13 protein-coding genes are annotated in these 11,873 nt (G+C 57.5%); 1 reads left to right on the top strand and 12 read right to left on the bottom strand.

Annotated features, from left to right (window positions below; translation table 11 throughout):
• Positions 1–6: 6 nt before the first annotated feature.
• The 10 genes from pcp to FA92_RS04105 form a co-directional block, all read right to left on the bottom strand.
• Positions 7–654 carry a pyroglutamyl-peptidase I gene (pcp, locus tag FA92_RS04150; RefSeq protein WP_033782339.1) on the bottom strand — a complete coding sequence of 216 codons (648 nt, stop codon included), beginning with the start codon at positions 652–654 and terminating at the stop codon, positions 7–9.
• 6 nt (positions 655–660) lie between these two features.
• Positions 661–1,677 carry a DUF979 domain-containing protein gene (locus FA92_RS04145; protein ID WP_033782337.1) on the bottom strand — a complete coding sequence of 339 codons (1,017 nt, stop codon included), beginning with the start codon at positions 1,675–1,677 and terminating at the stop codon, positions 661–663.
• Positions 1,677–2,405 carry a DUF969 domain-containing protein gene (locus FA92_RS04140; RefSeq protein ID WP_013357137.1) on the bottom strand — a complete coding sequence of 243 codons (729 nt, stop codon included), beginning with the start codon at positions 2,403–2,405 and terminating at the stop codon, positions 1,677–1,679. Before FA92_RS04140 ends, FA92_RS04145 begins: the two co-directional genes overlap by 1 nt.
• 52 nt (positions 2,406–2,457) lie before the next feature.
• Positions 2,458–3,195, bottom strand: coding sequence for a 5-oxoprolinase subunit PxpA (gene pxpA, locus FA92_RS04135; RefSeq protein WP_033782335.1), 738 nt, complete (start codon positions 3,193–3,195; stop codon positions 2,458–2,460).
• Positions 3,185–4,114, bottom strand: coding sequence for a 5-oxoprolinase subunit PxpC (gene pxpC / locus FA92_RS04130; RefSeq protein ID WP_033782333.1), 930 nt, complete (start codon positions 4,112–4,114; stop codon positions 3,185–3,187). The genes pxpA and pxpC overlap by 11 nt, the downstream gene beginning before the upstream one ends.
• Positions 4,108–4,764: a 5-oxoprolinase subunit PxpB gene (gene pxpB / locus FA92_RS04125; protein WP_013357134.1), complete on the bottom strand. Its 657-nt coding sequence runs from the start codon at positions 4,762–4,764 to the stop codon at positions 4,108–4,110. Before pxpB ends, pxpC begins: the two co-directional genes overlap by 7 nt.
• A 158-nt stretch (positions 4,765–4,922) precedes the next feature.
• Positions 4,923–5,666 carry a type 2 GTP cyclohydrolase I gene (locus FA92_RS04120; protein ID WP_013357133.1) on the bottom strand — a complete coding sequence of 248 codons (744 nt, stop codon included), beginning with the start codon at positions 5,664–5,666 and terminating at the stop codon, positions 4,923–4,925.
• Between the two features lie 18 nt (positions 5,667–5,684).
• Entirely contained in the window at positions 5,685–7,109 is a 1,425-nt protein-coding gene (phrB, locus tag FA92_RS04115) for a deoxyribodipyrimidine photo-lyase (protein ID WP_033782332.1), read from the bottom strand.
• A 12-nt stretch (positions 7,110–7,121) separates the two neighbouring features.
• Positions 7,122–8,078, bottom strand: a complete 957-nt coding sequence (locus FA92_RS04110; RefSeq protein WP_013357131.1) for a 2-thiouracil desulfurase family protein — start codon at positions 8,076–8,078, stop codon at positions 7,122–7,124.
• 154 nt (positions 8,079–8,232) lie between these two features.
• Positions 8,233–8,433 carry a DUF2517 family protein gene (locus FA92_RS04105; protein WP_013357130.1) on the bottom strand — a complete coding sequence of 67 codons (201 nt, stop codon included), beginning with the start codon at positions 8,431–8,433 and terminating at the stop codon, positions 8,233–8,235.
• A 257-nt stretch (positions 8,434–8,690) separates the two neighbouring features.
• Between FA92_RS04105 and kdpE the strand changes: the two genes are divergently transcribed.
• Entirely contained in the window at positions 8,691–9,365 is a 675-nt protein-coding gene (kdpE, locus tag FA92_RS04100) for a two-component system response regulator KdpE (RefSeq protein WP_033782331.1), read from the top strand.
• 274 nt (positions 9,366–9,639) lie between these two features.
• Here kdpE and pgm read toward each other — a convergent pair whose 3' ends face one another.
• Together pgm and seqA are read right to left on the bottom strand one after the other, a co-directional pair.
• Positions 9,640–11,280 (bottom strand): phosphoglucomutase (alpha-D-glucose-1,6-bisphosphate-dependent), encoded by a 1,641-nt coding sequence (gene pgm, locus FA92_RS04095; protein ID WP_033731859.1) that lies wholly within the window; start codon positions 11,278–11,280, stop codon positions 9,640–9,642.
• Between the two features lie 26 nt (positions 11,281–11,306).
• Positions 11,307–11,855 carry a replication initiation negative regulator SeqA gene (seqA, locus tag FA92_RS04090; RefSeq protein WP_013357126.1) on the bottom strand — a complete coding sequence of 183 codons (549 nt, stop codon included), beginning with the start codon at positions 11,853–11,855 and terminating at the stop codon, positions 11,307–11,309.
• Positions 11,856–11,873 lie beyond the last annotated feature (18 nt).

Genomic DNA, 11,873 nt, shown 5'->3' with positions numbered 1-11,873 from the left:
TTCCTCTTAATGGGTGGCGCCGCCAGCCTGTTTGATATCGTCGCCGGTCTCCAGCGTCACTTTTACCGCAATCTCCAGCGCCTGAATGATGGTCGCCACCGCCATGCTGGGTGCCCCCGGATGCTGCGCCGCCTGTTCAGGCAGATAGGGAATATGAATAAAGCCACCGCGCGCCGGGCTTTTCTGCTGCTCCAGCCAGTGCAGCAGGCCATACATCACCCGGTTACAGGTGAAGGTGCCTGCCGTCTGCGAGACCGATGCGGGGATCCCCGCTTCACGCACTGCGGCCACAATCGCTTTGATGGGCAGCCGGGAAAAATAGGCTGCCGGGCCGCCCGCGACAATCCGTTCATCCACCGGCTGGTTTCCCGCGTTGTCCGGGATGCGGGCGTCATCAACATTAATACCGATACGTTCTACGGTAATGTCGCTGCGGCCGCCCGCCTGCCCTACCGACAGCACTGCATCCGGTTTCACCTCATCCAGTGCCCGGTTCAGCACGTTCAGCACCTCGCTGAACACCACCGGCAGCTGGCGGATGACTATCGTCGCCCCGCCAATCTGTTTGCCTTCCAGCGCGCGTACCGCTTCCCAGGAGGGATTAATCGTTTCACCGCCAAAGGGTTCAAAAGCGGTCATCAGGACAGTTTTCATGCAGCCTCACAGGAACATCAGGAAATAGAGCAGGAAAATGTTAACGATTAACAGTAGCACACCAGTCGGAATCTGAGCTTTGATGACCGCGTTACGATCGGGCAGCTCCAGCAGCGCCGCCGGAACAATATTGAAGTTGGCCGCCATCGGCGTCATCAGCGTGCCGCAGTAGCCGGAGAACATACCAATCGCCGCCATTACTGCCGGATTTCCGCCGTGCTGCAACACCAGAATCGGAATGCCGACGCCTGCAGTGATAATCGGAAATGCCGCAAAGGCGTTACCCATGATCATGGTTAACAGCGCCATCCCGACGGCATAGACCGTTACCGCAATAAACCGGTTATCCACCGCCAGCCAGGTTTCGGTCAGATGCGAAATGGCACTGCCCACGCCCGCGCTGGTAAACAGCAGTCCGAGAGTGGCGAGGATTTGCGGCAGAATAAAGGCCCAGCCAATCGAATCCAGCAGGCGACGGGTCTCCTGCATCGACTGCACCGGTTTTTCATGGGTCAGTTTCAATGCCACCAGCCAGCCAAGCACGCAGCCGAGCATCATTGAAAAGAGTGTCACCAGCGTGGCGTGATTGCCGGGACCGAACACCACTTCCTGCAGACCGGGAATATGGTTAAACGCCAGCACACCGACCACGGTCACGACCGGAATCGCCAGCGCAGGCAGAAACAGTTTGTTGCGCAGACGCAGCGCACTGGCCTGTTTCTCTTCATCGCTGCGCTGATGATAGCGACCCAGCCGGACACCCCCCAGACCGGCAATCAGCGCCATCACCACCACAATGACACCGATGGTGATGTGCAGCATACGGGTGCCCGCCGCATCTGAACCCATCCAGGCGCTCATCAGTTGTGTCGTCCAGTCACCGACCAGAAACACCAGGCCATACAAGGCCCAGAACAGTCCGGTGGTAAAGCGACGTGGATTCGCACTGTCACGCCACGAGAGAATAGCCACCACCAGCAGGATGATGCCCGCCAGCCACATCAGATATTGTTGCTGGAACATTACTCACCTCCTTTGGCTTTCAGCGCCTGACGGTTCAGCTGCTGCAGCTCATGCGCAAGCTGACGATCGAGTCGCACCAGACGTGCCGAGTGGATCAGGAACGCGGCGACGGCAGTCGGAATGCCCCATAACGCAATGTGCAGCGGTTCGGTCTGAATCCCGGCTGACTCCTGCATAAAGTTATGCATAAAGATAATCGCGCCAAATGCCACGAAGATATCTTCACCAAAGAAGAGGCCGACGTTGTCGGTGGCTGCTGACATGGCACGCAGCTTATGGCGCAGCTCAGGTGTGATTTCGCCGTAGCGGTTTTCCGTTGCGCCTTCTGCCATCGGGGCCAGCAACGGACGCACCATCTGTGGATGCCCGCCGAGACTGGTTAGTCCCAGCGCCGCGGTGATTTCACGTACAAACAGGTAGACGATCAGCAGACGTCCGGCGGTGGCTGTTCTAATCTGAGCGATCCACGCCTGTGCGCGCTCCTTCAGCCCGTGACGCTCCAGCAGCCCAATGACCGCCAGCGGCAGCAGCAGAATCAGCGGCAGGTTACGTGTGTTGAGAAAACCCGCGCCGAGCTTTTCCAGAATGTCCGCCAGCGGCATCATCGCCGCCAGACCGGTCACAAAGCCGGCGACAATCACCACCAGCACCGGATTAAAACGTAATACGAAGCCGACGACGATCGCGGCAATGCCCAGTAAAGGCCAGAGATTCACTGCACTTTCCATGGATTTCCCCCAGAGTTAAAAAACCCGACATAAGCCGGGCTAAGTCGTGTTTTCAGATGCTGGTGACACGGATCTGCTGTCCGGCAAACGCATCACGCAACCGCTGTGCAAACTGCAGGGCGTGCGCGCCGTCGCCATGTAAGCAGACGGTCTGCGCATTCACTGCCACCCATTCTCCCGTGATACTTTTTACCTTGCCCTGCTGCACCATCGTCAGCGTCTGATCGATAGCCTGCTGCTCATCGTCAATCAGCGCGCCCGGCTGGCTGCGCGGCACCAGCGCACCGCTGCTGAGATAGCCACGATCGGCAAAAACCTCTTCCCGTGTGCGTAAGCCATAGTGCGATGCGGCACGTATCGATTCGCTGTTCGCCAGTCCCACCACAATCAGCTGGCTGTCGACGGCACGGATGGCGCGGGCAATGGCGTCTGCCAGCACCGGATTAGCCGCGGCCTGGTTATAGAGCATGCCGTGCGGCTTAACGTGAACCAGCCGCGCACCTTCGCTTTCCGCCAGGCTTTTCAGCGCGCCAATCTGGTAGATCATCTGGGCATAGACCGTTTCCGGTGGCAGCTGCATGGCACTGCGGCCAAAGTTCTCCCGATCGGGGAAAGCAGGATGCGCGCCGATGGCGACGCCGGATGCCTGCGCCCAGCGCACCGACTGCAGCATGGTCTGCGCATCCCCTGCATGAAAGCCACAGGCGATATTGGCGGAACTCACCAGTTTAAGCAGCGCCTGATCGCTGGCACAGCCTTCGCCCAGGTCGGCGTTTAAATCAATTTTCATGAAGTCCCCATTTCATCTGGTCCATCGCGCGTTGCTGATGCTGACGTGCCAGCATCGCTTCCGGCAGCGTGCAATGAATAAAGTGAATCGGCTCACCGAGGCGGATTTGCGCCAGATGGTAGAGATCGGCTTCGATGACGGAGGCGATCCGCGGATAGCCGCCGGTGGTCTGGGCATCCGCCATCAGCACGATAGGCTGTCCGTTCGGCGGTACCTGAATCACACCCGGCATCACGCCGTGTGACAGCAGCTCACGCGGACTTTCACGTTTAAGCTCACGTCCCTCAAGCCGGTATCCCATCCGGTTGCTTTGCGGGCTGAGTTTCCATGCGGTGCGCCAGAACGCCTGCTGCGCGTCGGGGCTGAACTCGTGATACTCCGGACCAGGCAGTGCGCGGATGCGATTGCCCCACAGCAGCTGCCGTACCCCGACTTTGCGGTCGAACTGACGCGTCGGTTTGCCCAGCGGGATCTGATCGCCATCCCGTAAGGCGCGACCGTGAAATCCGCCAAATTTTGCTTTCAGATCGGTGCTGGCCGAGCCGAGCACCGCAGGGATGTCAAAACCACCCTGCACTGCCAGATAGCTGCGCATGCCGCGCTGCGGCATCGCCAGCGACAGGACCTGGCCGCGTTTCACCGGCGTGCGCCAGCCCGTCCAGACCGGCTGACCGTCCAGCTCCGCATGGCAGCCTGCGCCAGTCAGTGCGAACCAGCCGTCGCGGGTAAACTCCGCTTTGAACTGGCCGAGCACCAGCTCCAGCACCGCGCTGTCAGGCGCATTGCCCACCAGCACATTGGCGGTGAACATCGCGGGATGATCCAGCACACCGCCGGGGCTGATGCCATACTGACGCCAGCCGTAGCGGCCCGCATCCTGAAGGGTGGCGGCCAGCCCGGCGCGAAGAATATTTAACATACGCCCTCCTGTTGCGGCACAAAGCGAACCCTGTCACCGGGACGGAGCAGTGTGGGCGGTTGTTGCAGGGGATCAAACAGCGCGGTGCGGGTCTGGCCGATTAACTGCCAGCCGCCGGGCGAAGCCAGCGGATAGACGCCCGTCTGGCTGCCACCGATGCCAACCGATCCGGCCGGTACCGCAACTCTCGGCTCCGCACGGCGTGGTATGTGCAGGCGCGGATCCAGTCCGCCCAGATAGGGAAAGCCCGGCTGAAAGCCGACAAAAAACACCACATAGTCGCTGCTGCTGTGCAGCTCAACCACCTGACCGGCCGTCAGCGCGGCATGTTCCGCCACCACCACCAGATCGGGGCCATGTTCGCCGCCATAGATCACCGGGATCTCCACCAGACGCGATTCTGGCAACTGCGCTTCACTCTCTTCCCACCAGCGCTGAAGCCGCTCTATCGCATCCAGCGCACTCTGCTGGGGATCGCGCAGAATCAGGGTGATATTGTTCATGCCAGGAATGACCTCCAGCACGCCCGCATCCGACTGCAGTCGCTGGTTCAGTCCCCAGATACGCTGCTGACTCTCCAGTGAGACCGGCGGCTCCAGCTCCAGCACGACAGCGCGTTCACCCAATAAATAACACCGTGCTCTTTGCAACAGCTACCTCCCGCCTGATTGAGATCGTGCCTGGCCGACCTGACCGGATGCCCGGATCAGCCGATGGCTTATCTACTTAAAGCAAATAGTTATGCGAAAGTGGCAGGGATGTGTCAACAGATTTAGGTCCTGCGCAGGCGCGCAGGACAAGGGAGAGATCAGGCAGGATTAGGAATATCGATGAAGGTCACATCAAGATTGTGGTGTTGTGCCAGCCACTCGCCCAGCGCTTTTACGCCGCCACGCTCGGTGGCGTGATGACCTGCGGCAAAGAAATGCAGCCCCTGCTCGCGTGCGCTGTGAATGGTCTGTTCAGAGACTTCACCGGTAATGTAGGCATCAACGCCCGCAGCGGCGGCCTGGTCGATAAAGCCCTGTCCGCCACCGCTGCACCAGGCGATGCGACGGATCAGTGCTGGCGCGTTATCACCGCAATGCAGCGGTTCGCGTCCCAGCTTATCGCCAATTCGGCGGGCCAGCTGTTCACCGGAGATCGGCTCAGCCAGCTCACCCCAGAACACCAGCGGCATGACTTCGCCACGTACGTCGATATCCAGCAGTTTCGCCAGCTGGGCGTTGTTGCCCAGTTCTGAATGCGCATCAAGCGGCAGGTGCCAGCCATAGAGATTAATATCGTTAGCCAGCAACGTCCGCAGACGGCGGCGCTTCATGCCTTTAATCGCGGCCGGTTCACTTTTCCAGAAGTAGCCATGATGGACGATTATTGCATCGGCCTGACGTGCGACCGCCTCATCCAGCAGGGCCTGACAGGCCGTCACGCCGGTGATAATCGTTTTAACTTCGCTGCGTCCCTCAACCTGCAACCCGTTGGGGGCATAGTCGCTGAAGCTGTGGCTGTCGAGTTGCTGATTGATCAGCGTCTCTAGTTCGTAATGGTTCATTCAGGCTCCTTCGAGGCCTCAGGCGGCGCTTTTGGCGCGCTCAAAGGCGTCTAATGTCTTTTTACGGGCTGCCTTATGATCCACGATTGGTGCCGGATAATCGAGTTTCCTGTTGTTCTTTTCCGCCCAGACGTGGGGCTGGTGAATATGGCTGTCAGGGACGTCCGCCAGCTCCGGCAGATAGTGACGGATAAACTCGCCCTGCTCATCGAAGCGCTCGCCCTGTGTGGTCGGGTTAAAAATGCGGAAATAGGGTGCTGAATCTGTACCGGTGGAAGCCGCCCACTGCCAGCCACCATTGTTTGCGGCCAGGTCGCCATCAATCAGCTGCTGCATGAAATAGCGTTCGCCTTCGCGCCAGTCGATCAGCAGATCTTTAACCAGGAAACTGGCGGTGATCATCCGTAAACGGTTGTGCATCCAGCCCAGCGCCTTCATCTGACGCATTGCAGCATCGACGATCGGATAGCCTGTTTTTCCCGCTTTCCAGGCATCGAAATGCGCGTCTTCACGCTGCCATTCCACGTTACGCGTCCAGTCAATAAATGGCTTGTGCCGGCACAGTGCCGGATAGGCCACCAGCAGATGACGATAGAACTCACGCCAGATCAGCTCGTTCAGCCAGGTAAATGCGCGACTGCTGTCCAGCGCATCGGGATGTTCATGCAGCACGCGATGCAGACACTGACGAGGCGACAGCACGCCGGTCGACAGATAGACCGACAGGCGACTGGTAGCGTCCAGCGCAGGAAGGTCGCGCTTCGCGGGATAATCGATAATGGGTTGAGTGGCGAAATGGCGCAACCGCTTCAGGGCAGCCGCTTCGCCTGCCGGAAACAAATCCTCATCAAAGGCTTCGGTCGGACAGTCAAACGCAGGGATTGGGGTGGTTTTCAGCGGCGCACCGTCGCGCGGCTTAGGTGCAGGCACACACTCCGGAAGACTCTGCTGCAAACGGCGGACAAAGGCTTTGCTGAACGGCGTAAAGACTTTATACATCGAGCGATCGCCACTCTGCACACTGCCAGGTGGCAGCAGCAGGCTGTCATCAAAGCCCTGGCAGATCACGCCCGCGTCATCGAGACGCTTTTCCGCCTCGGCATCGCGCTGACGCTCATTCACTTCATACTGATAGTTATAGAAGAGCTGGTCGACCTGGTGCTTGTCACAGAATTCGGCCAGCGCATCGATACTGTCGCTGAAGGCGTGACACGCCTGATAGTGCAGCGCAATGCCCCGCTCAGCCAGCGCGTTCTGTACTTCCACCAGACTGGCGTGAATAAACGCCGCCTGCCTGGGTGACATGTCATGCTGCTGCCACTGTTCCGGCGTAGCAAGGAAGAGCGCAATCACTTTTGCCTTGCTGTCGCGACAGGCGGCGTGAAGTGCCAGATTATCGTTGATGCGTAAATCATTACGCAGCCAGACCAGATGAGTGGTCATACGCCTCCTGAATTACTGTCCGTAGCGTAAGCACAAGGCTTCGGGATAGGGATCGAAATAGCGCTGCTGTGCCAGCCACGGATGCGGAAACTCAGCCATGTAGTGCTTGAGAATGGTAATGGGCACCAGCAGCGGTTGTGTACCCTGACGATAGCGGTCAATCAGCGTTGCCAGCTCCTGACGCTGCGGTGAGCTTAGCTGGCGGCGGAAGTAGCCCTGCACGTGCATCAGCACATTGGTGTGATTACGACGTGAGGCGGGACGTGACATCAGTTCCATCATGCGATTGCGGTACTCAAAGGCAAAGGCATCCAGCGAATCCCACTGGCTCATCGAAGCAACAAAGGGTCCCAGCTCGCGATATTTCTCCTGCGAATGCGCCAGCATCATCAGTTTGTAGCGGCTGTGAAAGGCGATCAGCCCGTGACGGGTCAGGCCGCTTTCCCACATCTGATTAAATTCATGCAGTGCGCAGATACGGCCGATAAAGTTCTCTCGCAGAGCGGGATCGTGCAGACGACCATCCTCTTCCAGCGGCAGCCAGGGCATCTCGCGCTGCAGGAATTCAGCAAAAATGCCGGTGCCCACTTTGCGGTTATTGTTGTTGTCGGGTTCGTAGACCCGTACGCGCTCCATCCCGCAGCTGGGCGACTTGGCGCACAGGATATAACCGGAGAGATGATGCAGCGATTTTACCCGCTCCGCAGACCAGTCACGCATCTGAGCGGTGACTTCTTCGCCGCCGTCTTTGCTGAAGCAAAGATGCACCTCATCATCACCCTGCTTTACCAGACGCAATGCCGGACGCGGCGTAGGCAGCCCAATCGCCATTTCAGGACAGATCGGCTCAAAGCGGACAAATGGCGTAAGATCCTCAGTTGCAAAAGTAAGACGCTTATGGCCACCATCAAACCTCACGCTATCGCCGAGCAGGCATGCACTGATTCCAACGGGGATTTTTTTGCTCATACTTGTACAACCTCCGAAATCTTGTAGAGGTTTAAGTGTAGCGCAAAATGGTCAGGAATAAAGGGGGAAAACGCGGTTCCGGACCGCTTATTCTCAGAAAAAACGCAAAAAAAAGCCCGGTCAGATGACCAGGCCTGTTCTGCGGGAGGGGTCATTACCAGAATGCGCCACCACCGGCTTCAGACTGCGCCAGCCAGACCGGCTTTGCGCTGGTCTTGCACCAGACGCGATGCAGGTAACTGTAGAAGCGTGCCCGATCCTGTCGAAACAGCATGACAGGCAGTGCCAGAACGCCGAGAAGAACCACCAGCGTACGACGCGCGAGTATTTTATAACGTGGATAAGCCTGATACATGGTTTCTCCTCCCGGTAAGTTAAAGTGTGCGAATGTGATCTGTGTTCAACTTTACGCCAGGTTGTGTAATTTTACTACTCATCTGACCACTTATTTGTCGCTATTTTTGCTGTTTAAGAATTAACCTGTAATTTAGTTACAGATAAGTTACCGCCAGGTTACGAGAGGGTTTGAATGCCCGAAAGATGACGCGCGCGGACGGCAGCATAAAATATTGATAAAGTAGCGCTTCGGCTCTCACTCAAGGCAGGTATTGCGTGACCACGGTTTTGATCGTTGAAGATGAAAAAGAGATCCGCCGTTTTGTCCGGCTGGCGCTGGAAAATGAAGATCTGAAGGTGTTTGACGCCGATACGCTGCAACGCGGACTGATTGAAGCGGCAACCCGTAAACCTGATTTAGTGATCCTCGATCTTGGCCTGCCGGATGGGGATGGCACCGATTTTATCCGTGACCTGCGCCAGTGGAGTGCCATACCGGTGATAGTGCTGTCGGCGCGCAGTGATGAACAGGATAAGATCGCCGCACTGGATGCCGGGGCGGATGACTATCTGACCAAACCTTTTGGCATTGGCGAACTGCTGGCGCGCGTCCGTGTTGCACTGCGCCGTCATGGTGGTCAGCAGCCCGAAGCAAGAATTCAGTTTGCCGACGTCAGCGTCGATTTTGCCGCACGCCGGGTACAGCGCGGCGGCAGTGAGATTCACCTCACGCCAATTGAATTTCGTCTGTTGAGCATTCTGCTGAATAATGCAGGAAAGGTGCTGACGCAGCGGCAGCTGCTGAGCCAGGTCTGGGGGCCCAATGCGGTGGAGCACAGCCACTATCTGCGCATTTATATGGGGCATCTGCGCCAGAAGCTGGAAGCGAATCCGACCCAACCGGCTCATCTGCTGACCGAAACCGGGATCGGCTATCGCTTTATGCCATAAAAAAAGGCGCCAGAGGCGCCTTTCATAACTGCAAACAAACTCAAATCAGAGTGAATCTGACCGCAACGAATAAACCTGAGGCGCAGGGAACTGGGTCAGAGGAGGAAAGCGTCCCACGCCATGGATGGCGTGGGCCGAGCGTGTCATGGATGACGGCTTTTGCGTCTTTCCGATCTGACCCTGTTTCCTGTGCTGGCACGTTCCCGCAGCTAACTGGAGTAGATTTTGTTAACAATCTAAATGGCGCCAGAGGCGCCTTTTCTTTACCCGACTATCAGGCGTTTTTCAGCACTTCGCTGACAATCTCTACCGCTTCTTTTTCAATCTGCGCGCGGTGTTCTGCGCCCAGGAAGCTTTCACAGTAGATTTTGTAGGCGTCTTCGGTGCCTGACGGACGAGCAGCAAACCAGCCATTCTCCGTCATCACTTTCAGACCGCCGATAGACGCACCGTTACCTGGTGCCGCAGTCAGACGCGCGGTGATGGGATCACCCGCCAGCGTATCCGCGCTTACCATTTCTGGTGACAGCTTCGACAGTGCAGCTTTCTGCGCTGAAGTGGCGGATGCCTGCAGACGGTTGTAGCTTGGTGCGCCAAAGCGCGCGGCCAGCTCGTCATAATGCTGCTGCGGGTTTTTACCGGTCACAGCGGTGATTTCAGCCGCCAGCAGACACATGATGATGCCATCTTTGTCCGTTGACCATGGCGTGCCATCAAAACGCAGGAATGATGCACCCGCGCTCTCTTCGCCGCCGAAACCGAAGCTGCCGTCATACAGACCATCAACAAACCATTTGAAACCAACCGGCACTTCCACCAGCTTGCGGCCAATGTCGTTGACCACACGGTCAATCATGGCGCTGGACACCAGGGTTTTACCCACGGCAACATCCTGGCCCCACTGTGGACGGTGCTGGAACAGATAGTTGATCGCGACCGCCAGATAGTGGTTTGGATTCATCAGACCCGCCGGGGTCACAATGCCGTGACGGTCATAATCGGGATCGTTGCCGAACGCCAGATCAAACTTGTCACGATAGGCCAGCAGGCCTGCCATTGCGCTTTCAGACGAGCAGTCCATGCGCACGACGCCATCTTTATCCAGATGCATAAAGCGGAAGGTCTGATCGACCGCGTCATTCACCAGCGTCAGATCCAGCTTGTAGTGCTCAGCAATACGCTGCCAGTAGGCAATACCGGAACCGCCCAGTGGATCAACACCCAGCTTCAGGCCCGCTTTCTGGATCGCCGGGAAGTCGATAATCTCTGCCAGACCTTCAACGTACGGCTGGATCAGATCTTTCTCGACCACGTGACCACTCGCCATCGCCTGTTCCAGCGGCAGACGTTTCACCTCTTTCAGCCCATCTTTGATCAGCTGATTAGCGCGATCTTCCACTACTTTGGTGACGTTGGTATCAGCCGGTCCGCCGTTAGGTGGATTGTACTTGATGCCGCCATCTTCCGGTGGGTTGTGCGATGGCGTGATGACGATGCCGTCAGCCAGTGGGCCGCCCGCTTTGTTGTGCTCAAGAATAGCGTTCGAGATCGCAGGGGTCGGCGTATAGCCATTGTCCTGCTGCACAATTACATCAACGCCGTTCGCCGCCAGCACTTCCAGTACCGACAGGATCGCCGGTTCTGACAGCGCATGGGTGTCTTTACCGACGTAGCACGGCCCGGTGATGCCGTTCTTTTTACGCTCTTCGGCAATCGCCTGCGCGATAGCCAGAATGTGCATCTCGTTGAAGCTCTGACGCCCTGCACTGCCGCGATGGCCAGAGGTGCCAAATTTCACCGCATGTTCCGGGTTCGCCACATCGGGCTGCAGGACATAATATTGTGACGTTAATTGTGCAACGTTAATCAAATCGCTCTGCTGGGCGGGTTGCCCGGCACGTGGGTGATTGGCCATTGGCGCTGCTCCCTGACGCTTAAGTTTTAAATGGTGCCGCAAACTTTCTCGGTCAGTTCCGCCGGGAACTGCATCGAGAGCATGATGTGTTCGACCATGCTGCATTTACGACCAGTATTGGTGTTGGTGATCACCCAGTACGGTGTGCCGGGCACATGCTTCGGCTTAGTATGGGTGCCATTCTGTAACAGCGTATGCTCATCACCAGCAAAATAGACGCGGGTGCGGCCCTGCAGAGATGCAGTAGCTTCAGCAAAAGCTGCAGTATCAAGACGATAGAGCGTTGACAAGATAAGCATAAAGCGGTTCACCGCCCGCTTCTGCTCCGCATATTCATCGGAAAGCAGCAGCTCACGCACCGCGCGGACACGATCCTGCGGGCGCGAACCCACGGACGCAGGCTGAGACTCTTTCGCTGCCTCTTTTGAGGCTGGCTGAGCAGGCGAAGCGGGTGCAGTCTGACCGGCAGTGAACTTCAGCATACGACGCAGAATGTCGGATGCGCTTTCACCAATGTGTTGCGTGTGGCTGGCAATATAACGGTAGAGCTCTTCGTCAACTTCGATCGTTTTCATCTTATTCCGTACGGTTCT

Source organism: Pantoea sp. 9140 (assembly GCF_000745295.1).
Classification (GTDB): domain Bacteria; phylum Pseudomonadota; class Gammaproteobacteria; order Enterobacterales; family Enterobacteriaceae; genus Pantoea; species Pantoea vagans.
Note: the sequence above shows the minus strand (reverse complement) of the source record. Positions and strands in the feature narration are given on the sequence as shown.

Bases quoted from the DNA above. Each gene is read 5' to 3' on its own strand.
- pcp (WP_033782339.1), bottom strand. From the start codon at position 654: ATGAAAACTGTCCTGATGACCGCTTTTGAACCCTTTGGCGGTGAAACG.
- FA92_RS04145 (WP_033782337.1), bottom strand. From the start codon at position 1,677: ATGTTCCAGCAACAATATCTGATGTGGCTGGCGGGCATCATCCTGCTG.
- FA92_RS04140 (WP_013357137.1), bottom strand. From the start codon at position 2,405: ATGGAAAGTGCAGTGAATCTCTGGCCTTTACTGGGCATTGCCGCGATC.
- pxpA (WP_033782335.1), bottom strand. From the start codon at position 3,195: ATGAAAATTGATTTAAACGCCGACCTGGGCGAAGGCTGTGCCAGCGAT.
- pxpC (WP_033782333.1), bottom strand. From the start codon at position 4,114: ATGTTAAATATTCTTCGCGCCGGGCTGGCCGCCACCCTTCAGGATGCG.
- FA92_RS04120 (WP_013357133.1), bottom strand. From the start codon at position 5,666: ATGAACCATTACGAACTAGAGACGCTGATCAATCAGCAACTCGACAGC.
- phrB (WP_033782332.1), bottom strand. From the start codon at position 7,109: ATGACCACTCATCTGGTCTGGCTGCGTAATGATTTACGCATCAACGAT.
- FA92_RS04110 (WP_013357131.1), bottom strand. From the start codon at position 8,078: ATGAGCAAAAAAATCCCCGTTGGAATCAGTGCATGCCTGCTCGGCGAT.
- FA92_RS04105 (WP_013357130.1), bottom strand. From the start codon at position 8,433: ATGTATCAGGCTTATCCACGTTATAAAATACTCGCGCGTCGTACGCTG.
- pgm (WP_033731859.1), bottom strand. From the start codon at position 11,280: ATGGCCAATCACCCACGTGCCGGGCAACCCGCCCAGCAGAGCGATTTG.
- seqA (WP_013357126.1), bottom strand. From the start codon at position 11,855: ATGAAAACGATCGAAGTTGACGAAGAGCTCTACCGTTATATTGCCAGC.